This is a genomic window from Amycolatopsis sp. 2-15, assembly GCF_030285625.1.
Taxonomy (GTDB): Bacteria; Actinomycetota; Actinomycetes; order Mycobacteriales; family Pseudonocardiaceae; genus Amycolatopsis; species Amycolatopsis carbonis.
Genome location: NZ_CP127294.1, coordinates 105,558 through 131,074, shown reverse-complemented (window position 1 = coordinate 131,074; position 25,517 = coordinate 105,558). Strand labels below are relative to the sequence as shown.

Annotated in this window: 26 protein-coding genes; 16 read left to right on the top strand and 10 right to left on the bottom strand. The window is 70.3% G+C overall.

The window, feature by feature from the left end; genetic code table 11:
• Positions 1-82 precede the first annotated feature (82 nt).
• Positions 83-607 (bottom strand): MarR family winged helix-turn-helix transcriptional regulator, encoded by a 525-nt coding sequence (locus QRX50_RS00595; protein WP_285970041.1) that lies wholly within the window; start codon positions 605-607, stop codon positions 83-85.
• 84 nt (positions 608-691) lie between these two features.
• Here QRX50_RS00595 and QRX50_RS00590 point away from each other — a divergent pair, with 84 nt between their 5' ends.
• Together QRX50_RS00590 and QRX50_RS00585 are read left to right on the top strand one after the other, a co-directional pair.
• Positions 692-1,333 (top strand): FMN-dependent NADH-azoreductase, encoded by a 642-nt coding sequence (locus QRX50_RS00590; protein ID WP_285970040.1) that lies wholly within the window; start codon positions 692-694, stop codon positions 1,331-1,333.
• A gap of 147 nt (positions 1,334-1,480) precedes the next feature.
• A complete protein-coding gene (locus QRX50_RS00585) occupies positions 1,481-1,939 on the top strand; it encodes an MEKHLA domain-containing protein (protein ID WP_285970039.1) in 459 nt (152 codons plus the stop codon).
• Positions 1,940-2,453: 514 nt separating this feature from the next.
• Here QRX50_RS00585 and QRX50_RS00580 read toward each other — a convergent pair.
• The gene (locus QRX50_RS00580; RefSeq protein ID WP_285970038.1) at positions 2,454-2,984 is read right to left on the bottom strand and encodes a GNAT family N-acetyltransferase; all 531 of its coding nucleotides are present in this window, start codon (positions 2,982-2,984) and stop codon (positions 2,454-2,456) included.
• Positions 2,985-3,135: 151 nt separating this feature from the next.
• On the opposite strand from QRX50_RS00580, the gene QRX50_RS00575 reads away from it, so the two are divergent.
• Together QRX50_RS00575 and QRX50_RS00570 are read left to right on the top strand one after the other, a co-directional pair.
• Entirely contained in the window at positions 3,136-3,735 is a 600-nt protein-coding gene (locus QRX50_RS00575; RefSeq protein ID WP_285970037.1) for a hypothetical protein, read from the top strand.
• Positions 3,736-3,754: 19 nt separating this feature from the next.
• Entirely contained in the window at positions 3,755-4,111 is a 357-nt protein-coding gene (locus QRX50_RS00570; protein WP_285974767.1) for an ArsC/Spx/MgsR family protein, read from the top strand.
• Positions 4,112-4,323: 212 nt separating this feature from the next.
• On the opposite strand, the gene QRX50_RS00565 is transcribed toward QRX50_RS00570, so the two are convergent.
• Entirely contained in the window at positions 4,324-5,025 is a 702-nt protein-coding gene (locus QRX50_RS00565) for a TetR family transcriptional regulator (protein ID WP_285970036.1), read from the bottom strand.
• Between the two features lie 96 nt (positions 5,026-5,121).
• On the opposite strand from QRX50_RS00565, the gene QRX50_RS00560 reads away from it, so the two are divergent.
• Entirely contained in the window at positions 5,122-6,264 is a 1,143-nt protein-coding gene (locus QRX50_RS00560; protein WP_285970035.1) for an FAD-dependent monooxygenase, read from the top strand.
• Positions 6,265-6,360: 96 nt separating this feature from the next.
• The gene (locus tag QRX50_RS00555; RefSeq protein ID WP_285970034.1) at positions 6,361-7,266 is read left to right on the top strand and encodes an aminoglycoside phosphotransferase family protein; all 906 of its coding nucleotides are present in this window, start codon (positions 6,361-6,363) and stop codon (positions 7,264-7,266) included.
• A gap of 474 nt (positions 7,267-7,740) precedes the next feature.
• Here the strand turns inward: QRX50_RS00555 and QRX50_RS00550 are convergent, their stop codons facing one another.
• The 5 genes from QRX50_RS00550 to QRX50_RS00530 are packed head-to-tail and all read right to left on the bottom strand — an operon-like array spanning position 7,741 to position 13,535.
• On the bottom strand, positions 7,741-9,471 hold the full coding sequence (locus QRX50_RS00550; RefSeq protein ID WP_285970033.1) for a glycosyltransferase family 2 protein: 1,731 nt from the start codon (positions 9,469-9,471) through the stop codon (positions 7,741-7,743).
• Entirely contained in the window at positions 9,468-10,496 is a 1,029-nt protein-coding gene (locus tag QRX50_RS00545) for a glycosyl hydrolase family 18 protein (protein WP_285970032.1), read from the bottom strand. Before QRX50_RS00545 ends, QRX50_RS00550 begins: the two co-directional genes overlap by 4 nt.
• A gap of 41 nt (positions 10,497-10,537) precedes the next feature.
• The gene (locus tag QRX50_RS00540; RefSeq protein ID WP_285970031.1) at positions 10,538-11,524 is read right to left on the bottom strand and encodes an NAD-dependent epimerase/dehydratase family protein; all 987 of its coding nucleotides are present in this window, start codon (positions 11,522-11,524) and stop codon (positions 10,538-10,540) included.
• 29 nt (positions 11,525-11,553) lie between these two features.
• On the bottom strand, positions 11,554-12,837 hold the full coding sequence (locus QRX50_RS00535) for a nucleotide sugar dehydrogenase (RefSeq protein ID WP_285970030.1): 1,284 nt from the start codon (positions 12,835-12,837) through the stop codon (positions 11,554-11,556).
• Positions 12,838-12,842: 5 nt separating this feature from the next.
• A complete protein-coding gene (locus QRX50_RS00530; RefSeq protein WP_285970029.1) occupies positions 12,843-13,535 on the bottom strand; it encodes a LuxR C-terminal-related transcriptional regulator in 693 nt (230 codons plus the stop codon).
• 180 nt (positions 13,536-13,715) lie between these two features.
• Here QRX50_RS00530 and QRX50_RS00525 point away from each other — a divergent pair, with 180 nt between their 5' ends.
• From QRX50_RS00525 to QRX50_RS00505, 5 genes are all read left to right on the top strand, one after another.
• A complete protein-coding gene (locus QRX50_RS00525; RefSeq protein WP_285970028.1) occupies positions 13,716-15,233 on the top strand; it encodes a polysaccharide deacetylase family protein in 1,518 nt (505 codons plus the stop codon).
• A 187-nt stretch (positions 15,234-15,420) separates the two neighbouring features.
• Positions 15,421-16,053: a hypothetical protein gene (locus QRX50_RS00520; RefSeq protein WP_285970027.1), complete on the top strand. Its 633-nt coding sequence runs from the start codon at positions 15,421-15,423 to the stop codon at positions 16,051-16,053.
• Positions 16,054-16,154: 101 nt separating this feature from the next.
• Positions 16,155-16,787 carry a sensor histidine kinase gene (locus tag QRX50_RS00515; RefSeq protein WP_285970026.1) on the top strand — a complete coding sequence of 211 codons (633 nt, stop codon included), beginning with the start codon at positions 16,155-16,157 and terminating at the stop codon, positions 16,785-16,787.
• A complete protein-coding gene (locus tag QRX50_RS00510) occupies positions 16,784-17,452 on the top strand; it encodes a response regulator transcription factor (RefSeq protein ID WP_285970025.1) in 669 nt (222 codons plus the stop codon). Before QRX50_RS00515 ends, QRX50_RS00510 begins: the two co-directional genes overlap by 4 nt.
• A 287-nt stretch (positions 17,453-17,739) precedes the next feature.
• Positions 17,740-18,570, top strand: a complete 831-nt coding sequence (locus tag QRX50_RS00505; RefSeq protein ID WP_285970024.1) for an alpha/beta fold hydrolase — start codon at positions 17,740-17,742, stop codon at positions 18,568-18,570.
• A gap of 48 nt (positions 18,571-18,618) precedes the next feature.
• Here QRX50_RS00505 and QRX50_RS00500 read toward each other — a convergent pair whose 3' ends face one another.
• Positions 18,619-19,215, bottom strand: a complete 597-nt coding sequence (locus QRX50_RS00500) for a TetR/AcrR family transcriptional regulator (protein ID WP_285970023.1) — start codon at positions 19,213-19,215, stop codon at positions 18,619-18,621.
• A gap of 126 nt (positions 19,216-19,341) precedes the next feature.
• Here QRX50_RS00500 and QRX50_RS00495 point away from each other — a divergent pair, with 126 nt between their 5' ends.
• From QRX50_RS00495 to QRX50_RS00475, 5 genes are all read left to right on the top strand, one after another.
• The gene (locus QRX50_RS00495) at positions 19,342-20,088 is read left to right on the top strand and encodes an SDR family NAD(P)-dependent oxidoreductase (protein WP_285970022.1); all 747 of its coding nucleotides are present in this window, start codon (positions 19,342-19,344) and stop codon (positions 20,086-20,088) included.
• Between the two features lie 35 nt (positions 20,089-20,123).
• On the top strand, positions 20,124-21,590 hold the full coding sequence (locus QRX50_RS00490) for a class I adenylate-forming enzyme family protein (RefSeq protein ID WP_285970021.1): 1,467 nt from the start codon (positions 20,124-20,126) through the stop codon (positions 21,588-21,590).
• Positions 21,580-23,034 carry a flavin-containing monooxygenase gene (locus tag QRX50_RS00485; RefSeq protein ID WP_285970020.1) on the top strand — a complete coding sequence of 485 codons (1,455 nt, stop codon included), beginning with the start codon at positions 21,580-21,582 and terminating at the stop codon, positions 23,032-23,034. Before QRX50_RS00490 ends, QRX50_RS00485 begins: the two co-directional genes overlap by 11 nt.
• A 444-nt stretch (positions 23,035-23,478) precedes the next feature.
• A complete protein-coding gene (locus tag QRX50_RS00480; protein WP_285970019.1) occupies positions 23,479-23,823 on the top strand; it encodes a hypothetical protein in 345 nt (114 codons plus the stop codon).
• Between the two features lie 177 nt (positions 23,824-24,000).
• On the top strand, positions 24,001-24,720 hold the full coding sequence (locus QRX50_RS00475) for a dienelactone hydrolase family protein (protein WP_285970018.1): 720 nt from the start codon (positions 24,001-24,003) through the stop codon (positions 24,718-24,720).
• Here the strand turns inward: QRX50_RS00475 and QRX50_RS00470 are convergent.
• On the bottom strand, positions 24,695-25,459 hold the full coding sequence (locus tag QRX50_RS00470) for a class I SAM-dependent methyltransferase (protein ID WP_285970017.1): 765 nt from the start codon (positions 25,457-25,459) through the stop codon (positions 24,695-24,697). The genes QRX50_RS00475 and QRX50_RS00470 overlap by 26 nt on opposite strands.
• Between the last annotated feature and the right edge of the window lie 58 nt (positions 25,460-25,517).

Here is a 25,517-nt window from a genome sequence, read left to right as displayed (position 1 = left end):
CCTCGGGGCGTACCCATTGTGGGCGCGATCACGAGGAGGAGGTGGGGCCGGTTTTTCAACGCCCTTTTCGGTGCGCTTCGGGTTACCGCTGCAGCGGCTGGTCGTCTTCCGCGACGCAGGCCTGCACGTGGGTGCGGACGGTTTCGTCGGCGCCGACGCAGGCCTCGACGTCCGTGCTGGCGGTGGCCTGCTGAAGCAGGCTGTAGAGCTGTTCGCGCTGCTCGACGGTGAGGGCGCAGAGCACCTCGTCCTCGACGGCGGCCATGGCGAACTCGGCCCTGGCCAGCTTCTTCACGCCGACGTCGGTGAGCTCGACCACGTGCCGGCGGCGGTCCTCGGGGGAGCGGCGGCGCTCGATGAGGTTGTCGGCCTCGAGGTCGTTGAGCAGGCCGACGAGGTTGGTGCTGTCGATGCCGAGGGTGGCGGCCAGGGCCTGCTGGGTGCTGCTGCCGTGGTCGCGCAGCACGGTGAGTGTGAGCAGGTGGCGGGGGCGCAGGTTCATGGGCGTCAGCACCGATTCCGCCCGCGTGCGCACGCGGCGCGAGAGGTGGTCGAGCAGGGCGCCGCACCGGTGGGGCGGCTGGTTGACGACCGGGAGCGAGGCCATGCGTCCAGTATACGAGAACTCCCAAGTCGTCCGTGTGCTATAAATGGTTTGTCCTACACAAACGATCTATGGGCGGCGAACGAGATGCCTCACCTTCTCCACATCGACTCCAGCATCAACGGCGACCGCTCGGTCAGCCGAGCGCTCAGCGCCCGCGCTGCCGCCGCGTGGCGGGCCGCCCATCCCGGCGGCACCGTCACCTACCGCGACCTGGGCGCCAGCCCGGTCCCGCACTTCGACGCCGCTTCGGGCCTCGCCCGCGTCGTGCCCGCCGAGCAGCGCACGCCGGAGCAGAACGAGTCTTGGAAGCTCACCGAGGAGCTCGTCGGCGAGGTCCGCGAAGCGTCGACGGTGCTGCTCGGCCTGCCCCTGTACAACTACGGCGCCCCGAGCGTCGTGAAGGCCTGGGTCGACCACCTGATCGCCCCCGGCCTCGCCTTCGACCCCGCCACGGGCACCGGCCTGCTCGACGGCCGCGAGTTCCTCGTCCTCGCCTCCCGCGGCGGCGGCTACGGCGAGGGCAACCCGCGCTTCGGCTGGGACCACGCCGAGTCCTGGCTCCCGCACGGCCTCGCGATGACCGGCATCGAGCCGCGATTCATCTCCGCGGAGCTGACCCTCGCGGACACGAACCCGGCGATGGCCGACCTGCGTGATCTGGCGGCGGAGAGCCTGGCCGCGGCCGAGCGGGAGATCGACGAGCTCTGGACTCCGGTCAACGCGTAGTCCGCTCTTGGGCTGGACGGCTCGCCACGGTCCCGAGGGGGGAGACCGTGGCGAGTCTTTTCTTCGGCCCGGAGTCCATAGTGGACCTGGCGTGAAGTCGATCACCTGTACTGCGCCCGTCCGCGGCGGCGGGCGTAACTTGGCGGCATGTCGGACTCCGGGTCGTCACCGCTGGACGCCGCCTTCGCCCGGCTGCTCGTGGACAGCTACCACCGCGTGGTCGGCAAACCACTGATCGCCGCGAGCGCGGACGCCGCCCGCCACCTCTACGAGGACGCCCCCTTCGGCCTCCTCGCCCACGACACCGCCGACGACCCCCGCTTCACCTACGCCAACCTCGTCGCCCAGCACGCGTTCGAACTCGACTGGACCGAATTCCGCGGCATGCCCTCGCGCCTCTCCGCCGAACCGGACCGTCAGGAAGACCGCGACGCCCTCGTCCACGCCGTCACCACCCACGGCTTCGTGAGCGGCTACCGCGGCCGGCGCATCGCGAAGTCGGGGCGCCGCTTCTGGATCGAAGACGTGACGATGTGGAACCTCATCGACGACACCGGCGTGAAGCAGGGGCAAGCCGCCGTTTTCGCACGGTATACGGCCGCCTGACCCTGGTTCTCAGCCCGGCTTCGCGGGCCGGCAACCCGGCTCGGCTGTCGGCCTGGCTTCGCGGGCCGGCAACCTGGCTTGCCCTTGGCTCGCCCTTGGGGCCCGGTACATCGGCTCTGAGTTTCGGCATCGTCGGCCGGCCTGTTGGCTCTCTGCCTCGCCTCGCCTCGCCTCACCTCGGCGTTCGCGGGCGGCCGCCTTCGCCGCCCGGCTTCCCGACCGTGCTTCGGCCAGCCTCGCCGGCACCTCGCGCACCGCTCTTTCCTTGCCGTTCGCCCGGAATTCACCGGCGGGGGTGCGGGTGGGCGCGCCCCGTCGGTTGGCGCGGGAACGCCGCCACGCTGTCCGATGCGCACCCCGCCGCGCCGTCGGGCTGGTACGGGAGCGCCGCCGGATGGGCGCGCCGCCGCGCCGTTCGGTTGGCGTGCGGGAGTGCGGCCGCCTCTTCGGCTTGGCGCGGGTGCCCGAGCGCGTTGCCACTCGGCCGGGTGGGCGCGCTGCCCCGTTGGATCCGCTAGATGATGTCGCTGTGGCGGATGCGATACACCTGCAGCCGCAGGTCGTAGTACTTCGTCGTTTCGCCGACCCACTGCATGCCGAGGCGCTTGGCGGTCGCGATGGCGCGCGTGTTGGAAGGCCGCGCCACGGCGAAGAGTTCCTCCGTGTCCTGGGTGAACGCCCACTCGATCAGCGCCCGCGCCGACTCCGTCGCGTAGCCTTGGCCCCAGGCGTCCGGGTGCAGCTGCCAGCTCAGCTCCAGGTCCTCCTGGAACGGCGGCAGCAGCCGGATCCCGAGCCCGCCCACGACGGCGCCGTCCGACGTGCGCTCCACGGCCCAGCGCCCGCGCGGCGGGGCCAGGTTCGGCTGCGCTTCCTGCCACGCTTGCAGCACCGAGCGCATCGCGGCCACGTCGGTGATGCGGTCCATCGCGGGCGTCAGCCAGTGGGTGACCTCGTCCGTGCCGTAGATGCGGAACGCGGCTTCGGCGTCGTCGATCGACCAGTCCCGGATCACGAGGCGGTCGGTGGCCAGAGGCATGTCCATGGCTGAACGGTACGCCGAAACACCCCTCCACCGGCGGGTGATCCGTGGCACCCGGCGTGACCCGTGGGGCGCTGACCCCAGGGGCTTCGTCCTAGTGGCCTCCTGACTTCATCGTCATAGCTTCCTCACAACCTCCTGCCACGCTCACGACGTGCGTTCATCCATCTCCTTCTTCGTCGCCGGCGCCGCGTTCGTCCTGCTCAGCGCCTGCTCCGGCTCGCCCGCCGCCCCACAGGTCGCCACGCTCGACACGGGCAGCGCCTCCTCGGGCGCCCCCGCCTCATCGCAGGCCACCGCAGCCGACTCCGACGCTGGCCGCCCGCAGCTGCGCCTCGACAGCTCGCCCGAGGAGAAACAGTCCTACCGGGACGCCTACGACTCCTGCCTCCGCACCAACGGCCACGCCGTCCTCGACGGACGGCACTCTGGCCCGGCCGGCGACCCGAACAGCCCGCCCGGCCTCGACATGAACGACGACAGCCCCCAGTCGAAGAAGGCCGAGGAGGCCTGCAAGGGAAAGCTGCCGCTGCAGCCGCCGGAGCTCTCCCCGCGAACCAACCCGAAGTTCAACGACGAGTTCCACGCCATGGTCAAGTGCATGACCGCCAAGGGTGCCCACGTGCACGTGGCCCCCGACACCAGCGTCGACCCGGACGGCCTCACCTGGCAGATCGACGACGGCTCGTCGGACACCCACGACAACCTCGACAAGCTTGCCGACCAGTGCCAGCTGCAGGCGTTCGCGAAGTAGGTCGCGTACGGTGACCCTCGTGGAAATCTGGGTCAACCCGCGTTGCTCGAAGTGCCGCTCCGCCGTGTCGCTGCTCGACGAGGCCGGCGCCACCTACACCGTGCGCCGGTACCTCGAGGACCCGCCGACTCCCGCCGAGCTCGAGGCCGTGCTGGACCGGCTCGGGCTCGGCCCCTGGGACATCACGCGCACCGGGGAGAAGGTCGCGACCGAGCTCGGCCTGAAGTCGTGGCCGCGCACGCCCGCCGACCGCGCCCGCTGGATCGAGGCGCTGTCGGCAAACCCGGCGCTCATCCAGCGCCCGATCATCACGGCCGACGACGGCACCACAGTCGTCGCCCGTGACGAGGAGACGGTCCGGTCCGTCCTGGGCTGACTTCTCGCCGCGCGTGGGTGGTCTGCTTCGTCCATTCGCCTCCTGGTGTGGTCGCGATGCTGTTCCCAGTGCTGTTCTCTCAGTGCTGCTGTCTCAGAAATGCCGTGCCGGTGCCGTCGTGTGCCGTGTTGTCTTGTACTCGTGTCCGGGTGTTCGTTGAGGTCTGCTGCGTCGCTGGTGTCTCAAAAGTATCATAAATCGTCTCAATATTGCTAGACCTTCAGGTGGCGGTAGACCGTCGCCCGGGAAACGCCCAGCTCGTCGGCGATCTTGGTGGCCGGGAACCCCTGGTCGTGCAGCTTGCGGCACATCACGAGCAGGTTGCCGGTCATCACGGTCGGCCGTCCGCGCCCGGCGTGGCGTTGTGCGTCGCCGAAGAGGCGGTGGACGCCGTCGAGCACGGTGGCGCGCAGCTCGTCGACGGCGTGGTCGGCGTAAAGGACCACCGGGTCGCTCAGCATGGCGATGGCCTGCGCGGCGCGGACATCGGCGGCGAAGTCCGGGTCGGGGCCGGCCACGATCGAGTTCGCCCGCAGCATGCCGTCGCGGAAGCGGTCGAACACCGACTGGGACGCGGTCAGCCCCAGGTCACGCAGGTTGAGCCGCAGCAGGTAGCGGTGGCGCAGCCAGACGTCGAGCAGGCCTTCGACCATCGCGTCGCGCGCGGCGTCGGCATCCGGCGCCAGGGCCTGCGCCGCGTCGACGGTGGTTTCCAGGTCGACCAGCATCGGCTCGGCCATCGCCGTGATGATCTCGGCTTTGCCCGGGAAGTGGTACAGGACCGCGGTTTTTGTGACGCCGACCCGTTCGGCGATCTCCCGCACGGAGGTCGCGTGGTAGCCGTTCGAGGCGAACAGGTCCATCGCGACCTGCAGGATGCGCGCGCGGGTGTCGGGCGGCACGACTTCGTTCATGCTGTCGAATCTACCTCCTTGCCTGACCGGCGGACAGGCGTGTACCGTCGATCCTGACCGACGGTCAGGGGGCCGCGGCAGGAGGGATGACGGATCATGACCACGAAGACAGTGCTGATCTCCGGTGCGGGCGTCGCCGGACCCACGCTCGCCTACTGGCTGGCACGGGCGGGATACCGGCCGACCGTGGTGGAGCGCGCGGCGGGCCTGCGATCGAGTGGGAGCCCGGTGGACGTCCGCGGGCCGGCTGCCGAGGTCGCGCGGAAGATGGGCCTCACCGAGCAGCTGCGGGAGGCGGCCACCTCGGTCAGGGGCATGACGTTCGTGAACGACCGGGGGAAGAGTGTCGGGCGCGTGGTGATGGGCGACGGTGGTGGCACCGACGTCGAGCTGACGCGCACGGACCTCGCGCGCATCCTGTACGAGGCGAGCGCCGGCGACGCCGAATACGTGTTCCACGACTCGGTGGCCGGGCTCGAGCAGGACGAGGGCGGGGTCGACGTCACCTTCGAACACGGCTCGCCGCGGCGGTTCGACCTCGTGGTGGGCGCCGACGGGCTGCACTCCGGAGTGCGCCGGCTGGCCTTCGGCCCCGAGCCGGAGTTCGTGGAGCACATGGGTGTGTACGTCGCGACCATGCCGCTCGACGCGCCGGTGCCCGACCGAAGCGAGATCGTCATGTACAACTCGCCGGGCCGTGCGGTGGCGGTGCACCCGTCGCGGGAGCGCGGGATCGTGGCGTTCATGTTCCGCCACGCGGCGGTGCCGGGCTTCGACCACCGCGACACGGCGCAGCACAAGCGATTGCTGGAAACCGCGTACGCCGGGGCGGGGTGGCGGGTGCCGGAGCTGCTTGGCCAGGTGCGTGCTGCCGGCGACCTGTACCTCGATTCGGTTTCGCGCGTGCGGTTGCCGAGCTGGACCGCGGGCCGGGTGGTGCTGGCGGGTGACGCGGCGTCGTGTGTCTCGCTGTTCGGCGACGGGTCGACGCTGGCGATGGCCGGCGCGCACACGCTGGCCACCGAGCTGGCCGCGACCCCGGGGGATAAGGCGGCGGCGTTCCGGCGTTATGAGGCGACGCACCGGAAGCTGGTGAATCCGAGGCAGCGCAACGTTCCTGTGGCGGCCGCGATGCTGATTCCCGCCACGAGGGCGGGGATGGCGATGCGCAACTTCGGGACGCGGTTGGCGCCGTTGGTCAACGCGGCGCAGAAGCTGGCCTTGGCGAAGAGCGCGTGACGGGGTGGTTCCTGGCGCGAGAGGAGGTGATCGGAATTCGGTGGACAGCGGGTGGGCCGGTGGTTTGGATCTGAGCCATCGATCTGGGGAGGCCTGTTGACCGCACGGGACATGTCGTCCGATGAAGTGACGATCACGGTGGAAGTGGTGTGGCGGCTGGTCGCCGGGCAATTTCCGCGGTGGGCCGAGCTTCCGGTCGTGCCGGTGCCGTCGCCTGGAGTGGACAACGCCACCTACCGGCTGGGCGACACGATGTCCGTGCGGCTGCCGCGGTTCGCGCGGTGGGAAGGACAGGTGGCGCGGGAGCAGCGCTGGCTGCCGCGACTTGGGCCGCGCCTGCCGTTGACGGTTCCGGTGCCGTTGGCGCAGGGGGAGGCGACTGCGGAGTATCCGTTCCCGTGGTCGGTCTACCGGTGGCTCGACGGGCGGCGTCCCGACCCGGGGCAGCTCGCGGACCTCGGCACGGCGGCTGCCGACCTGGCGGAGTTCTTCGTTGCGCTGCAGGCGATCGACACCGCCGGCGGTCCGCCGCCGGACTGGAGCAACGGCTTCCGCGGGGTCGGCATGGGCGACGCGCGCGACTCGGCCGTGGTGGAGTCGCGGGTGCGCCCATGGCTCGCGGCGCTGGAGGGCCGCATCGACACGGCCGCCGCCACGGCACTGTTCGAGGCGGCGCTCGCGGCGCCCGCGTGGGACCACCCGCCGGTGTGGGTGCACGGCGACCCCGCACCGGGCAACCTCCTCGCCCGCGACGGCCGGCTCACCGCGGTCATCGACTTCGGCACCCTCGCCATCGGCGACCCGGCCGTCGACCTGATCGCGGCGTGGACCCTGCTCGACGGCCCCTCCCGCGCGGTCTTCCGCACCAAGCTCGCCGTGGACGACGCGACGTGGGCCCGCGGCCGGGCCTGGGCCCTGACAGCGTTGCTGCCTGACCCGAAACGACCCGCTGGCGCTGCGGACACCGCGCGGCTCGACGAGCTGCTCGCCGACGTGGAGTAGCGGGCCCCTCCGCGACCGCGGGCCCGGTTCGGTGGTGGTATGGCTTGGCCTGCCAGGTGAACTTGGCCGGACGGTCCACAGGTCGACCCGGCGCTGGATCGGCTGTGGTGTGTTCCTTTGGTCGCAAGTGGACGGCAGTTCGGCCGTGGCCCGGCCGGGCCGCGAACCTGGCTGGACGGTGCGCGGGCTGGCCCGCGCTGGATTCGCGGTGGTGCGCTCCGCGGTGGCAAGAGGGTCGGCAGGTCCGGCGGGGTGGTATCGCCCGGCCGGCTAGGCGAACTTGGTTAGACGGTGCGCGGGCTGGCTGGCGCTGGATTCGCGGTGGTGCGCTCCTTGTTGGCAAGCGGGTCGGCAGGTTCGGTTGCCGTGCCGGCGTTGCCCGGTTAATGAGCAGGCGGCGCCGGCACGGGGTGGGAGGTGTGGGATCGCTGCGCGGAGCGTGGGCGGGGCGGGGCCGCGCCGATGGTGGAGGGGTCAGCCGACCTTTTCGCGCGAGAAGGGGTCGGGGGGCCACTCGGGTGGCCAGTCCGGTTCGGTGTCGGACGTGGGGGATGGGTTGGAGGTGGTCGGAGGTAGCGACGGGACGGTTCGGCTGGAGCCGTTGCTGTGGGCGGGGCCCGAGCCGTTGTGCTGGGTGAGAAGGTCGCGAGGGAAGGGGGACGGGAGACTGCGAGCGCTGCCACTGGAACCGAGGCTGGTGCCCGCGGCGAAGCCGGTGCCCGCGGTGCCTGCGGCCAAGCCGGTGCTCGCCGTGCCCGAGGTGCCTGCGGCCAAGCCGGTGTCTGCGGCCAAGGCGGTGCCTGCGGCCAAGCCTGTGTCCGCAGGACTCCCGGCGCTGGCAGCAGCAGCCAGGCCCGAACCCAAACCAGCACCGACACCTGCACCAGCACCAGCACCAGCACCGATTGTGGCGAGGTCCGGGGTCGCGGCGATGTCGGTGGTGCGGCGGGCGGGGCTTTGCCAGCGGCCGGAGCCGTCGCGCCAGGCTTGGGGGAGGGACCAGAGGGCGACGCAGGCGTCGAGGCAGCGCAGCGGGAGGTAGAGGGGCGCCATGAGCAGGTAGCGGGCGCGGCGTTCTGTCAGCACGACGGCGAGGGTGAGGAGGAGGTCCGGCACGAGGATGCCGAAGGCGATGGTCGGGAGGTTGACGTAGTGGCCGATCGCCAGAGTCACGTCGCCGGCGACGGGTACGGACAGGAAGCCTGGGATGAGGGCCAGCAGCAGAAGGACGACCATCACCGGCAGCAAGGCCATGAACAGGCTGGCGAAAACCAGCTCCAGCACGTACAGCCCCAGCATGAAGCTGAACAGGTCGGCACGCGGGCGGTAGCGGCGGACGCTTTGCCAGAAGCCGAGGGCCCAGCGGCGCGTCTGGCGGACGTAGTCGCGGAACGCGTCCGGGTCCTGGGTGACGGCGATGGCCTTCAACGAAAAGCCCACTTTGCCGAGGCGTTTGCGGTAGACCTCGAACGTCATGTTGAAATCCTCGATCACCAGGCCCGGGGGGTTGATGTCGATGTGCGGCAACGCTTCCGCGCGGTACAGGCTGGCGAAGCCGGGGACGATGAGGGTCGCGTTGGTGCGGTGCCAGGTCTGGCCGAACTTGAGGAGGCGTTGCAGCAGCGCGTAAATGCGTGCGCGGTGCGCGGTGAACAGGAACGGCAGGAAGCCGCGCCTCGAGGCGGACCAGTCGGTGGCGGCGCAGCCGGCGACGGCGACCACGTCGGGGTCGTCGAACTGCGGGAGGGCGGCGTCGAAGTAGTCCGGGTCGAGGCGGGTGTCGGCGTCGAGCAGGAGCACGGCGTCGAAGCGGGTGGCGAGGGAGAAGTGGCGCACACCTTCCTCGAGAGCGCCGGCCTTGCCGACGTTGCTGGGTGTCTCGGTGACGTTCACACCGCACGCGAGGGCGAGCTCGACGGTGCGGTCGGTGGAGCCGTCGGACACGACGTGGACGTTCGACGCCGGCACGAGGCGGGTGATGGCGGCGAGCGACTCGCCGATCACCACCTCCTCGTTGTGCGCGGCCATGAGCACGGCGACGCGCGAGCGGTGCACGTGGGCGGGCCGTGCGCGGGGCACCGGTGACGGCCGGGGCGGCCGTGGTGGCCGCACGCGGTTTTCGAGCGCGCGCGCCAGACCGGCGGTGCCCCACAGGGTGAAGTTCACCCCGAAGACGAAAATTGCCAGCAGCCACAGGGGAATCATCGAGCCTCCGCCGGAGTCCAGTAGGTGTCGAGTTTCGACCAGACGAGGTCGTCCTCCGTGCCGAAGAGCCAGAGGTACACCCCGCCGATCCCGAATAACCGGGCCTGGGTGAACTTGATCGACGCGCTGTAGGCGTTCTCGAACCACACTTCGTGGCGCGCCCCAGCGGCGTCGGTGTAAGAGAAGTGGGGCGATTCGCTGAACCCGTCCCACTCGACGGGCACGCCGAACTCCCGCGACCGCCCGTAGGCCTGCACCCACGTGACCGGCACGGCGTTGTGGCCCACCCAGTCGTAGCCGTACATCGGCACGCCCAGCACGATCTTCGAGCGCGGGATCTGCGACGTCGCATACGTCAGCACGTCACGGACCCAGCCCTCGGGTGCGATCGGGCCCGGCGCGGACGTCTGCCAGTGGTAGTCGTACGCCATCAACCGCACCTGGTCGACCGCGCGGCCCAGCGCGGCGTAGTCCTGCGCTCGGTTGCGCTCGTCGTAGCCCTCGTCGGTGGTCTTCGCGAACACGTCCACCGACAGCCGTTTCCCGTTGGAGTGCAACGCATCCGCCAGCCGCGTGATGAACGCCGTGAACGCGGCGCGGTCGGTCGAGCGCAGCTCCTCGTAGTCGATGTCCACGCCCGAGAAGTCACCCTGCACGACCAGCCCCACGATGTCCGAGATGTGCCGCGCGGTCGCCGCCGGATCGTGGAGGATGGTCTGCACGATCTGCGGGTGCCAGCGGCCCTCGGTGACGTTCGCGATCGTCGGCGTGATCGCCATCCCCGTGGCCCGCAGCCGCGCGAGATCGTCCGCGCGCCGAGACTGCGACACGAGCCGGCCCTGGGCGTCGAGGCCGTAGAGCCACGGCGAGGCCTCGGTGACCTGCGACTCGTGCGCTTCGACCGTCGAGGTCCCCCCGGCCAGGTTCCAGTAGGGGAGCGACGCGATCGTGAGCGGCTGCACGGCGGCGCGCGCTCCTCCGTCCCGCAGCAACGTCAGCACCAGCAGCTCACAAACGAGAAGCACGGCGATCCGGCCGCGGTGACGCGACCGGCCGGGCCGGTGTGTCATCGACCGGCGACGGCGGTCCGCAGCTGCGCCCGCCGGTCGTCGATGACCGCGTCGATGGTCTCCCGCAGGCTGTGTACGGCGCGGAACCCGACCTGCTGCGCTGCCCGCGCGCAGTTCGGCACCCGCCGCTGCATGTCCTCGTACCCCGCGCCGTAGGCCTCCTGATAGGGCACCTTCACGATCGAACTCGAGGACGCGGTCGCCGCGATCACCAGCTCCGCCAGCTCCTCGATGCTCACCTGCTCGGGGCTGCCGAGGTTGTAGACGGTGCCGTGCGCCGACTCGTCGTCGAGCAGCGCCACGAGCGCGGGCACCACGTCGAGCACGTGGCAGAAGCACCGCGTCTGCCGGCCCGTGCCGAACACCGTGAGCGGCTGCCCGGTCAGCGCCTGGTCCACGAACCTCGGCACCACCATGCCGTAGCGACCGCGCTGACGCGGGCCGACGGTGTTGAACAGCCGCACCAGCACCGTCCGCACGCCGAGCTCGCTGCCGTAGAGGTAGGTGAACGTCTCGTCGAGCGCCTTCGCCTCGGCGTAGGACCAGCGGTTCTTCAACGGCGACCCCACCACGCGGTCGTCGTCCTCCTTCAGCCCGATCGAGGTGTTCTTGCCGTACACCTCGCTGGTCGACGTGACGAGGATGCGCGCGTCGTGGCGCAGCGCCGCGTCGAGCACGACCTCGGTGCCCAGCAGGTTGGTGCGCAGGCTGTCGAGGGTCTTCTGCATGATCGTGAACACGCCGACGGCCGCCGCCAGGTGGTAGATCTGCTCGACCCCCTCCATGCAGGACTCGACGGCGGCCGGATCGCACACGGACCCGCGCACGATCCGCAGCCGCGGGTCGCCGGCGACGGCCGCGAGGTTCTGCTCGGAGCCGGTGCTGAAGTCGTCCAGCACCACCACCTCGCGGTTCTCGCCGAGCAGCCGCTCGGTCAGGTGGGAACCGATGAAGCCGGCCCCGCCGGTTACCAAGCACCGCATGGGGGTACGCCCTTTCTCACGGAGGTTGTTCAGACCAGTTCGCGGTGAGTGGCCGCGTCGAACGTGTAGGTGGCGTCGAGCACCAAGGGGCAGTGCTCGATCCAGTCGTAGGACTGTCCGGGGTGGACGGTGTGGATCAGCACGAGGTCGAAGTCCGTGCCGTGCGGGTCGGGGTTGCTCTGGAACGACCGCCCGCCCAGCTTCAGCTCCGGCACGAGCGGGTCGTGGTACTCGACCTTCGCCCCACCGGCCGCCAGCCGCTCGATGATCTCCAGCGCCGACGACTCGCGCAGGTCGCGCACACCCGGCTTGTACGTCACGCCCGCCACCACGATCCGCGCGCCCGCGACGCCCCGGCCGGCGGCCGAAAGCGTGGCCGTGACGCGGTCGGCGACCTGGCCGGGCCGGTGCGCGATCGACGTCATGGCCTGGCTGATCAGCGGCGCGTCGCCGTGGGCCTCGCGCAGCTGCCACAGCAGGTAGTGCGGGTCGCACGGGATGCAGTGCCCGCCGACGCCGGGGCCGGGGTAGAAACTCATGAACCCGTACGGTTTCGTGGCGGCCGCGCGCGTCACCTCGATCGGGTCGAGTTCCAGCGTCGAGCAGATGCCGGCGAACTCGTTGGCCAGCGCGATGTTCACCGCGCGGAACGAGTTCTCGTACAGCTTCGTCAGCTCCGCCGTTTCGGCCGAGGAGACTTCGTGCACGAGGGGAGTCAGCTTCTCCAGCACGCGCCGGGCGTGGTCGCTGCACGCCGGCGTGCAGCCCCCGACGACGCGCGGCGTGCTCTGCTGCGTGTGCTCGGCGACGCCGGGGTCGATGCGCTCGGGGCTGAACGCCACGAACACGTCCTCACCGAGCACGAGACCCCGCTTCCGCAGCGGTTCCGCGAGCATCTCGCGCGTGGTTCCCACGTAGCTGGTGGAGGTGAGGATGAGCGTCTGGCCCGGGCGGGTGTGCTCGACCACCGACCGGCACGCCGAACGCAGCGGGCCCAGATCCGGGGTCAGGTAACGGTCCAGCGGCGTCGGGACGCAGATGATCACCGCGTCGGCCTCGGCGAGCCGCGCGGGGTCGCCGGTGAGGTCGAACCGGTTGTCACGCCGGGCCAGGGCGAGGCGCGCGAGGTCGGCCTCGACCAGGTCGGGCTCGCCGGCCAGGATCGACTCGCGCCGGTCGGCGCTCGTGTCGAGACCCAGCACTCGCGCGCCGTCGGCGTGCAGGCCCAGCGCGGTCGGCAGACCCACGTAGCCCATGCCGACGATGGCGACGGAGATGAGGCCCTCGGTCTTGCTGAGGGGTGATTCGGCCATGAGTGTCAAGGGATTTCCCCTTTCCATAACGGCACCTCGCCTTGGGGCTCGATGCCGGCAGCTCGGGCGATCTTGACGACTTCCAGTCCGCTGTGGACTTTCAGTTTGCGGAACAGGTTGCGGGTGTGCGTGCGCACGGTGTTGCGGGAAAGCTGGAGCCGAACCGCGATCTGGTCGCTGCGGTCGCCGTCGACCATCGCCACCAGCACTTCGCGTTCACGCTCGCTCAGCACGTCGAGAGGGGTCGAAGCCGGCCGGCGCGGAGTGGCACCGTCGCGGCGCAACCGGTCGAACAGTGCGGCCAGCAGCTCCGGCGGGTACCAGGCGTGCCCGGCGCGAGCGCCACGCACACGCTTCAGCAGATCTTCGAGCGAACTCTCCTTGGGAATCCAGGTGTCGATCCCCGCGTGGGCGGCGCACACCGCGAGATCTCGGTCCCGGCTCGCGGTGAGGGCGACGAAGCGGGCCGTGGGCGCCGCTTCGTGCCAGGTGCGGATCCGCTCACGAATGTCGGTGAGCGACTCCAGCTCCACGGTCACCACGTCCGGTTGCTGCGTGGTGAGCGCGGAGCGCAGCGTCGGATCGGAGGTGGCGCGCGTGCCGACCACCCTGATCCAGGGCACCGCGGCGAGGCTCGACGTCAGCACGTCGGCCACCATGCGGTGGTCCTCGATCAGGAACAGGCGTGTGATGTCCACGCCGCACAGCAAACAGGCCCCGAAACCGGTTGTCCTCAGTCAGCTGTGCGAAAGACGGCTCATACAGATGACGGAGATCCGGCATCTGCGGTAGGCCGGCTCGTCCCTTATGGGGATCCGGGTGCCGGGGATCGACCATACGGTCAGCGGAGGTATCCCCGATCATTTTGGTGGCCACCCATGGAAAGAAGAACGCGGAAACACCGCAAGGCCCGCAAGGGATTAGATTTCCGGCGGGCACGCACGCGGCTCGCGGTCTGCGCGGCCGCGCTGCTGTGCGTGCTGCCCGCGTTGGTGGTGGGCAGTTCCACGGCGGGTGCGTCGTTGGCGCGGCCGCTGGGCGTCGTCCTCACCTTCGACGACGGCAACGCGGATCAGATGAGCGCGCTGCCGATCCTGCAGAAGTACAACATGAAGGGCACGTTCTACATCATCAGCGGTTCGGTCGGCGCGGCCAACTACCTGACGCAGGCGAACCTGCAGACGATCAAGACCGGCGGGCATGAAATCGGTGGTCACACCGTGTCGCACCCCGACCTCACGACGGTGCCCGCCGACGAGGCGAAACGGCAGATCTGCAACGACCGCGCCGCGCTGGCCGGCATGGGCTTCTCCGTCACGAGCTTCGCATACCCGTACGCGTCGGTGAACACGGCGGTGGCGAACACCGCCAAGACGTGCGGCTACAACAGCGCTCGCGGTCTTGGTGACCTCGCGTCGGCGCACGGTTGTGCCGGCTGTCCCGCCGCCGAGACGACCAAACCGGCCGACCCGTATCAGTTGAAGGCCCTCGACCAGGACGACAACACCTGGACGCTGGCCCAGATGCAGAGCGCGGTCACCGCGGCCGAGCGCAATGGCGGCTTGCTCACGTTCACGTTCCACCACGTCTGCGCCGGAACCGGGTGCGACGCACTGTCGATCACACCCACGCGGCTCGACCAGTTCCTGTCGTGGCTCAACGCGCGCAAGAACGTGGGCACGACGGTGAAGACGATGAACCAGGCCATCGGTGGCACGGTGAAGCCCATCGTGACGGCGCCGGCATCGACGAACACCACGCTCGCGAACACGTCGCTGGAGAGCTCGACCAGTGGCACCGGGTTCCCCGACTGCTACATGCCGGGCGGTTACGGCGGCAACACGCCGACGTGGACCCGCACGACAGACAAGCACACGGGGACCTACGCCCAGAAGCTCGACGTCACCAACTACACCGACGGTGACGCCAAGCTGCTGCCGACGTTCGACCTCGGGGCGTGTACACCCAAGGTGACCGCAGGCAGCACGTACACCGCCGGCGTTTGGTACAAGTCCACGGCGATCACGCAGTTCTCGCTGTACTACCGCAACGCGCAGGGCTTCTGGCAGTACTGGACGTCCGGACCATGGCTCGCGGCGGCGCCGAACTGGACGCAGGCGACGTTTACCACTCCCGCCGCCCCCGCAGGCGCGGTCGGGATGAGCTTCGGCCTCGCGCTCATCGCCAACGGTTCGGTGACGACGGACGACTACTCGTTCGCCGCGGGTTCCGGTGCGGCAGCGGCGGCTGCCATCAAGGCGTCCACCACGAGTCCGCAGCGGTACAGCGTGACCAGCCGCAACTCGCTGAAGGCCGGCACGTTCGGTCGCAACGCGAAGCCGCTGGTCGGCGCGCAGCCCGGGCAGATCATCGCTCCCGTGGAGCCCGGTGACTGACTCACGCCCCCCGTCGCTGCCCGGCGCTCGTCGCCGGGCAGCGACCCGGATCAGATACGCGGTGTGGGGTCTGGCGGCCGTTTTGACCACCGCGTCCTGCACCGGCGCGCCCGTCCACCCCCCTGGGGCGGGCGCGCCGGCGGGCCCGCGCTCGGCGCCCTCGTCCTATCCCTGGCACACGAACATCGTGGCGACGACGTTCTGGGTCGGCGAGATCTTCGACCCGAACGCCGAGGACGGCAGCCAGGTCGAGTCCGCGTACGACGACCGGTGGCTCGACCACTACGGCGGCTGTGACGGCGTGGTCACCGCCGGAAACTGCGACACCGAACCGCGCACGGCGGCCAACGGCTTCTTTCCCACGCGCATGACGCCGCGGGAGAATCCGTTCTACCTCGACCTCCCTTATGATGATGTGGGAGACGAGGTGGCAAATCGCCAACGCGCCTCCGTGGTTCCGTGGGCATCTGACGAGCGCTATTCCGCACGGGTTTCCGACCCCGGCTTCAGCCTCTTGAAAAATCGCTGGGTACGCATGCTCCTCGCGGACAAGATCTGTTACGGCCAGATCCAGGACGCTGGTCCAGGCCAGTACGACGACGCGAAGTACGTGTTCGGCGCCGACGATGCGAGGCCGGCGAATGATCGTTTCAACGGTGCCGGAATGGACGTCTCACCTGCGTTGAACGGATGCCTCGGATTCGCCGAGCTCGACGGGGAGAACGATCGGATCGACTGGCAGTTCATCGACGACTCGGCGGTGCCGCCGGGGCCCTGGAAGATCATTGTCACCACGAGTGGTGTCACGCACGAGAGCTGATTCCCGTCTATTCGCCGACTTCTGAGTTATACGCCCGTAACGTCCCCAAGATCGCGGACGACTCCCTTCGGTCGGGGAAAGTAAAGACGAGGGAAAAAGCCATGGCAACCGTGCCGGAACGCCGGGCGGCCACCGGGCGCCGCAGCGAAGATCGAACCGTTCAAGCTCTGTGGGGGGTGTTGCACGATCTCGGCCACGAGATCACGACGTTGGCCTACCTGGTCGAGTCGGAGCTCAAGGACGTGGCCGGCGTGGAGCTGATCGGTGAGCAGGTTTCGCGGGTGCGCACGCTGGTCTCCCACGCGCTGGCAGCCGAGACGCACGAGGAGATCGTGCCGCTGCGGCCGTTGCTGACTCAGCTGGTGAAGCTGGCCGATCGGGTCAGCGAGCCGTCGGTGGTGCTCGCGGACGGAGCGGCCGCTGCCGTCCGCGCGGACGGCACGGTCCTGTGGCGGATCCTGGCCAACGTGCTGGGCAACGCGGTGCGCGCCGCGGGGCCCGGCGGTCACGTACGCGTGGAACTCACGGCGAACTCGCCGGTCACCGTGTCGATCACGGACGACGGGCCGGGATTCGGGCGCATCCCGCCGGGTACGGCGTCGCTCGGCCTGGTCACGGTCGCGCGCCTCGCCGAGGCGTCGGGGGCGCAGGCCCTGGTCGGACCGGGTGAACCGGAGGGCACGTGCGTGCGGATCGTCTTCCCCAGCCATCTGAGTGAAGGGGAGCATGAATGACGAGCATCGTCCTGGGTGACGACCACAAGGTCTTTCTCGAAGCACTGGCCGGGTTGCTGGAGCGGCACGGGATGCGGGTGGTGGGCACCGCCCGCACGCTCGCGAAAGTGGTGGACACGGTGCGCGAAACGCGCCCGGACGTCTGCCTGCTCGACCGCAACTTCGGCGCCGGCCCCGTGGAAGACGGCGTCGCGGCGACGCTCGCGGCGAGCCCGGGCACCAAGGTCATCATACTCACGGCCAGCCCCGGCAAGGGCGCGGTCGCCGACGCCCTGCGCTCCGGCGCGGCCGGCTACGTGCACAAGACGTGCGGCGTGGAGCACCTCATCATCGCCATCGACCGTGTCATCGCCGGCGAAACCCTCGTCGACGTCCCCGTGCGCACCTCGGCGCCCGCGGCGGACCGCTCCCGCGAGGTCGACCTGCGCGAACGCTTCCTCACCGGCCGCGAACGCCAGTGTCTCGCGATGCTCATCGACGGCGACACGACGGAGACGATGGCGCGCCGCCTGGGCGTGTCCACGGCGACGGTGCGCAGCCACGTCCAGGGGGTGCTCGTGAAGCTCGGGGTGCACTCGCGCCTGGAGGCCGCGGCGCTGGCGGTGCGGCACGCGCTGGTGCCGGCGGCGTCGGTGACTTCGGGGTTCGAGGCTCAGCTCGGCTGAGCCCTTTGTGCACGTCGCCGGCCGGCTCGCTCAGTGCGAGCCGGACGGTTTTCTGTCTGCCGGTTCCGGCGCCCGGGGTTCGGCCCACGCGGGTTGAGCCTGGTCAACGGAGCTCACGCCGGCCTGCTGACCGTCGCCACGGACGGGTGCGTTCGCCGTCGTCCGGCAGGGTCTTCGATATTCCGAATATCACGATGATCTTTCACGCAATGCGCACAACTTGATTGTACACAATTTAGTTGTAGTGTTCAGGGCAAGCGAAGCCCGAACTTCCCGAGGAGCAAGAGATGCGCACACGTACTCGCCTGGCCCGGATCGCCACCGCGACCGCCGCGTTGGGCGCGGCCGCCGTGTTCGTGGCGGTGCCGTCTTCGGCGGCGCCGCAGCAGGCCGACCACCACGCGCCGGCGAAGGCGAAGCCGACGATCGTGCTGGTACACGGTGCGTTCGCCGACGCGTCAAGCTGGAATGGGGAGATCACGCGCCTGCAGCAGCGCGGTTACCAGGTGATCGCCCCGGCGAACCCGCTGCGCGGGGTTGCCTCCGACGCCGCCTACATCAAGGCCCTGGTCGACAGCGTTGACGGACCCGTCGTGCTGGTCGGGCACTCCTACGGCGGCGACGTGATCAGCGAGGCCGCGTACAACGACCCGAAGGTGCAGGCGCTGGTCTACATCGCGGGCTACCTGCCCGACAAGGGTGAGACCGGGCTCGGCCTCACGAGCAAGTTCCCGGGCAGCACGCTCGGTGACACGCTTCAGCAGGTCGCCCTGCCCGGTGGCGAGACCGACCTCTACGTGAAGCAGGACCTCTTCCCGAAGCAGTTCGCCGCCGACGTCCCGCTGTCGCAGGCCCGGCAGATGGCCGCGAGCCAGCGCCCGGTCACCATGTCGGCGCTGGCCGAGGCCTCGACCGACCCCGCGTGGAAGCAGAAGCCGGTGTGGGACCTGATCCCGACCGGTGACAAGAACATCCCGCCGGCCGCGCAGAAGTGGATGGCCGAGCGCGCCCACGCCCACACCGTCGTCGTGCCGGGCGCCTCGCACGCCGTGCTGGTCTCGCGCCCCGACAAGGTCACGGACATCATCCTGAATGCCGCCGAGGCGACCACGAAGTAACTCCGCACCAAGCAGAACAGCCCCGGCCGAACTTCGGCCGGGGCTGATTCACGCGCCGAGCAGCCGCTGCGTCAGCGCGGTGTACTGCGCCACGATCGCGTCGCGCGTCAGCCGGCCGGCGGGGGCGAACCACTCGCGCACGCCGTTGAGCATGTCGAGCACGGCCATCGTGGTCACGGTGACGTCGTCGATCCGGAACTCGCCGGCCGCGACGCCCTCGGCGAGGACATCGCGGAAAGCGTCGTGGTACGCGGTCTGCAGCTTGATCCCCTCGGCCTGCTGGGCGGGGTCGAGCGCGTACCGGATGGGGTTGCCGACCAGCAGCTCCGGGCGCCGGTCGTCGCTCAGCTCGAGGTGCAGGCGCACGACGTGCCGTACGCGTTCGCCGGGCGAAAGGGACTCGTCGCGCAGAACCGGCACGGTCGCGTCGACGAAGTCGGTCATGAACCGCGAGACGATCGCGTGCAGCACTTCCTGTTTGTTCGTGAAGTGGTGGTACATCGTCGAGGACGAGATGCCCACCGCGTCGGCCAGGTCGCGGATCGACGTGGCGCTGTAGCCGCGCTCGTGAAACAGCTCACTCGCGCGTTCGAGGATCAGGACCCGGAGATCGGGCCCCTCGTCGAGTGACTTCTTCCTGGCCACGGCCCTCCTTCCGGTGCAGACAGGGGAGTTCGGACGTGCCGATCGTACGATCGACACGTTGACGAGGCGAACTCCACCTGGTTAACCTTGGTGTCGATCAATCGATCGACACGGGACAAGGATCTCATGACCGAACACGACTGGTCGCCTCTGCCGCGCCCGGGCACCCGGGTGGTGGTCACCGGCGCCGCCGGTGGTCTCGGCCGAGCGCTCGTCGCCGCGTTGACGCAGGTCGACGCCCGCGTGGTCGGGATCGACCGCGTTGCCGCCGGACCCGGGCACCTCGTCGCCGACCTCACCGACGAGACCGCCGCCGCACAGGCCGTCACCGAAGCCGTCGAACGGCTCGGCGGGCTCGACGCGGTGATCGGCGCCGCCGGGATCGTCGACACCGTCCACCGTGCGAGCACCTTCCCGCTCGAAGCGTTCCGGTCCGATGTGGACGCCAACCTCGTCGCGCAGTTCGTGCTCGCCCGCGCGGCCTACCCCGCGTTGAAGGAATCCGCCGGCTCGATCGTGTTCCTCTCCTCCGTCGCGGCCGAAGACGGCCTGCCCGGCCAGGCGGCGTACGCGGCGGCGAAGGCCGGCGTGCTCGGCCTGACGCGCTCGCTCGCCGCCGAGTGGGGCGGCGGCGGCGGCGTGCGCGTGAACGCCGTCGAGCCCGGTCTCTTCGCGACGCCGAAGGTGCTCGCGATGCCCGAATCGGCCCGCGAGCGGCTGCTCGCCGGCGTGCCGATGGGCCGCGTCGCGACGCTGGGCGAGGTCGTCGGCTCGGTTCTCTACCTGCTGTCCCCGGCCGCGGGTTACACCACGGGCCAGGCGCTGCGCCTCGACGGCGGCTCCGGGCTCACCCGCGGCGGGTTCTACCGCTGAGCACCCCGTCACCGCTGAGCACCCAGGAGATCCTTGTGCCCGCCAGAACCCTGCCCGCCATGCTGCTCGACGTCGCCGAAAGACACGGCCCCGGCGAAGCCCTCGTCGACGGCGAGATCCGCATCTCCCACGCCGACATGGTGCGCCGCGCCGCCGTGGTCGCCACGCGGCTGCGCGAGCTCGGCGTGGAGCGCGGCGACCGCGTCGCGATCCTGCTGCCCAACGGCTGGCAGTACGCCGTGAGCTACTTCGGCGTGCAGCTCGCCGGCGCCAGCGGCGTGCTCGTGAACACGCGCTTCGCCCAGCCGGAGATCGAGCACGTCCTCACCGATTCCGGCGCGAAGCTCGTGATCACCGACCGCGACCTGCCTGGCGCTCTCGACGCCGCCGTGCTCACGGCCGACACCGGTGAGACCGCCGACCCCGCCGCGTTGCCGGGCCAGCAGAGCGAGCCCGGCGATGTCGCGCACCTGCTCTACACCTCCGGCACCACCGGCCGCCCCAAGGGCGCGATGCAGACGCACGCCAACCTGATGTTCAACGCCGGCACCGTCCGCGAACGCCTCGGCGCCGGTCCTGGCGAACGCACGCTCGTGGCCGCGCCGATGTTCCACGCCACCGCGATCGTGTCGCAGTTCATCGGTTTCCTCGCCAACGGCGCGTGCTGCGTCTTCACGCCCGCGTTCAAGGCGGAGACCACGGTGGCGCTCATGGCGTCCGAGCGCATCACGTTCTTCGCGGGCGTTGCGGCGATGCTGCGGCTGATCCTGCTGAAGGCCGAGGACGCGGGCGCGGACCTGTCGTCGCTGCGGCTGTTCGTGATGGGCGGCTCGCCGGTGCCGGAGTCGTTCCCCGCGCAGGTGGGGGAGCAGCTGCCGGATCTGGTGCTGGGCAACGTCTGGGGCCTCACGGAAGGCACGTCGATCGTCACCTTCACCGCCGGCGCCGAGTACCTGAGCCACGCGTGGAGCGTCGGCCCGGTCGTCGACGGGGTGGAGGTCGCGATCGCGCTGCCCGGAGAGCCGCCGCGCGACCTGCGTGACACCGTCGGCGAGCTGTGTGTGCGCGGACCCGTGGTGGCCGCGGGCTATTGGGGCAACCCGGAGGCCACCGCGTCGACCTTTGTGGACGGTTGGCTGCACACGGGTGACGTCGGCTCGATCGACGGCGACGGGTTCGTCCGCGTGCTCGACCGGCTCAAGGACATGATCATCCGCGGCGGCGAGAACATCTACAGCCTCGAGGTGGAGAGCGCGCTCGCGCAGCATCCCGACGTGGCCGAGGTCGCCGTGGTGGGCGTGCCCGACCCGATCTTCGACGAGCGCGTGCGCGCGGTGGTCGTGCCGCGGCCCGGGCGGACGCCGAGCGAGGAAAGCCTGCGTGAGCACGCGGTGAAGCTGCTGGCCGATTTCAAGGTGCCCGTGGAGTGGCGGTTCGTGACGGAGCTGCCGCGCAATCCGTCGGGCAAGGTCCTCAAGCGGGAGCTCTCGGATGCCGGCTGACCACGTCGACGTCGTCGTGATCGGCGCGGGCTTCAGCGGCCTGGGCATCGCGGCGCGGCTGGACAAGGCCGGCTTCCGGTCGTTCCGCGTGCTCGAAGCGGCCGACGATCTCGGCGGCACCTGGCGCGACAACACCTATCCCGGCTGCGGCTGCGACATCCCGTCGCCACTGTATTCGTATTCTTTCGCTCAGAAACCCGACTGGAGCCGGCTGTTCGCCGGTCAGCCGGAGATCCTGGAGTACCTGCACGACGTCGCGCGCCGGCGCGGGCTGCTCGACCGGCTGCGCTTCGGACAACGCGTCACGCGTGCCGTGTGGGACGAGGACGCCGGGCGCTGGGACGTGACCACGGCGACGGGGGAGACCTACCGCGCGCGCTTCGTCGTGTCGGCCGTCGGTCCGCTGCACCACCCGTCGTACCCGGAACTGCCTGGCGTGGAGTCGTTCCGCGGCGAGGTGTTCCACTCCGCGCAGTGGCGCCACGACGTGGACCTGACGGGCAAACGCGTGGCCGTGATCGGCACGGGGGCGAGCGCGATCCAGTTCGTGCCGGCGATCGTGGACCAGGTCGCCGCGCTCACGGTGTTCCAGCGGACGCCGCCGTGGATCGTGCCGAAGGCCGACCGCGCGTTCGACGCCCGGCACAAGTTCTGGGCACGCTGGTTCCCGCCGTTCCGCTGGTACGTGCGTGATCGGCTGTACTGGATCCACGAACGCCGCGCGGTCGGGTTCGTCGCCGACCCGGCCGCGATGGAGCAGACCGCCGGCCTCGCGAAGCGGTTGCTGCGCAAGCAGGTGCCCGACGAGGACCTGCGCGCGCGGCTCACGCCCGACTACACCATCGGCTGCAAACGCCTGCTCATCTCCAGCACGTGGTACCCGGCGCTGACGAAGCCGCATGTCGACGTCCGCTCCGGCGGGGTCGCGTCCGTGACGCCGGACGCGGTGGTCGGCGCCGACGGGGTGGAAGTGCCCGCCGACGTGATCGTCTACGGCACCGGTTTCGACACGCAGCAGACCATCCGGTTCGAGGTCGAAGGCCGCGACGGCCGCACGCTCGCCGACGCGTGGAGCAAGGGCAACGAGGCCTACCTCGGCACGACCGTCGCCGGGTTCCCCAACCTGTTCCTCATGGTCGGCCCGAACACGGGGCTGGGCCACAACTCCCAGGTGTTCATGATCGAGGCGCAAGCGTCCTATGTGGTCGCCGCGCTGCGTCGCCTGCGCCGCGCCAAGGCGTTCGAGGTGCGCGCCGAGGTGCAGAACGCGTTCAACGACTGGCTCGACTCGCGGATGGCCGCCACCGTCTGGCAGACCGGCGGGTGCCGCAGCTGGTACCAGGACCCGAAGTCCGGCCGCAACACCGTGCTGTGGCCGGCGGGCACCGTGGAGTTCTGGCGGCGGACCCGGCGCTTCCGCGTGTCGGACTACGCGGTGAGCTGAGCGTTGGGCCGAACGGAGCAATTCGAAACGGCGGTCGAACCTCAGCCGGCCCCTTCGCGTAGGTAGCGGGTGATCCGTTCCCTGCTGGAGGTGTGTGTGCGTAAACCTTTGACCGTGCTGGGGGTCGTGGCGCTCGTCGCGACAGGGGCAGGGGTCGTCGGCGACCGTCCGGTTGCGACAGTGCGAATCCCGTTGCCACGCCGGTTTCGCGACGTACGCCGAGCAGCCGCTGCCCCCGGAGAGCACGCCGACTCCGCGAAGCCGCGGTCGGACGAGTCGCGGCTCAGCACCGTGCCACCGACGGCCACCGCGTCCGGCAGCACCGGCCGGATAGCCGGCCGCGGTGAACCCGCCGTCACCCGAGGACACGACGGTGGTCACGCCGGGTGCTGGTAGCTGCTCGCGTAGGAAAGCGAGTACCCGTTCTCCCGCCCGCCGTAGCTGTTGGTCACGATCTTCGCGCCGAGCCGCGCGGCGGTGCCCGATGTCTCGGCGGTCGCGGAGCAGTTGTCGATCTACTTCACCGACGCGGGTGGCTGGGTCACGGCGAACGGCACGAGCGCCTCGGCACCGTTCGTCGCCGGTGTGATCGCGCGGGCCGGGCACGCGGGCACCACGACGGCTGCCACCCTGTACGCCGGTGCGGGGCACTTCTTCGATGTCACCGACGGCTCCAACGACCAGGTCTCGGGCGGGGCCAAGTGCGGCGGTGACTGCCTGTGCGTCGCCACCTCCGGGTACGACGCACCCACGGGCGTCGGCACGCCGGACGGGCTCGTCGGCCTGTAGCGCTAAAACGAGTTGCCCAGCGGACGCCGGGGTCGGTAATGTCCGCTCGACTGCGATTCGGCTCGAGGAGGTGGTACCCGTGTTCTGTGGATCGATGTGGGTGCTCCCCCTCAGTTTCGTGGTCGGGCGGTAAGTGTCGCCGGGAGCGCCATGAGCACTTCCGAAAGGCGGCATGCCATGTACTTCACTTCTGAAACCTCGGCCGACGGTCTCGTCGAACGCGAGTTCACCCTCGGCGACGTCCCCGGCGTCCTCTGGACGCCCTCGGCGGGCCCCGGCCCGCTCGTGCTCCTCGGGCACGGCGGCGGCAACCACAAGAAACACCCGGCCATGACCGGACGGGCCGGGCTGCTTGTCGCCGCCGGGTTCTCCGCGGCCGTGCTCGACGCACCCGGCCACGGTGATCGGCCCCGCTCGGCGGAGGACGACCGCGAGGTCGCCCTGATGCAGGAGGCGATGGCGACGGGCGAGCCCGTTGGCCCCATCGTCGAGCGCTACAACGGCGACCTCGCCGCGCGTGCCGTGCCCGAATGGCAGGCGGCGCTCGACGCGTTGCAGGACGAGGTGCCCGGCCCCGTCGGTTACTGGGGCATCAACATGGGCACGGCGATCGGCGTTCCGCTGATCGCGGCCGAACCCCGCATCAAGGCCGCGGCGCTCGGACAGTTCTGGCCGTCGACGCTGGTCGACCTGGCGAAGCAGATCACCATTCCGATCGAGTTCGCCATGCAGTGGGACGACGAGCACATCCCACGGGAGGGCGCGCTCGCGCTGTTCGATGCCTTCGCCTCGCCGGAGAAGACGTTGCACGCCAACGCGGGCAAGCACAAGCAGCTCCCGCGGTTCGAAGCGGCCAGCGCGGTCCGCTTCTTCAGCCGGCACCTCGGCACGCCGTGACGAGCCACGCGCGGGAGCCGAGCCACACGCCGTCGGCGCTCTGGTGGGTGGCCATGACCTCGCGCAGCCGGTCGAGAGCGTGCTCGGTCTCGGCGTCGTCGAGCTGAGCGAGCACGTCACCGACCAGGCGCAACGGCCGCACCGCGTCGACGGCGGTGCCGGGATCCGGGCCGTACCACAGGGGTTCGGCGAGGTCGGTCAGGCGCAGATCGGTGAACCCCGCCGTGGTCAGCACTTCGCTGACCGCGGCGGGGTCGCCGAGCGAGAACGGGCTGTCGTCCGGCGCCGGGGGATTCCCGACGGCCCGGCTGATTTCGGACAGCCACTCCTGCCGATCGCCGGCCTGCCACACGAGCTGCACCAGGCGTGCGCCCGGCCGCAGCGCGCGTCCGAGATTGGTGAAGGCGGCGACGGGATCGGCGAAGAACATCGTGCCGAAGCGGCTGAGCGCCAGGGTGAACTCGGCCGGCGGGAACTCGTGCACCTGCGCGTCGGCCTGCTCGAATCGCACATTGGCGACGTTCCCGGCGAGCCGGCGCGCCACCTCCAACCGGGCCGCGGAGACGTCGATGCCCAGGGCCCTGCCTCGGATCGCGAGCCGCGCGGCTTCGCACGTCGTCGTGCCGGCGCCGCACCCGATGTCGAGCACGATGTCGTCCGGCCCCACGGCGACGGCTTCGCGCAGCCACGGCTGGTAGCGGCGCAGCTCGGCGTCGTAGTCGAAAGCGGGTACGGCCATGGCACCCATCCTGCCCGGCACCGAGATGCGGCAGGGGAAAGTCGCAGGTAAATTGCGG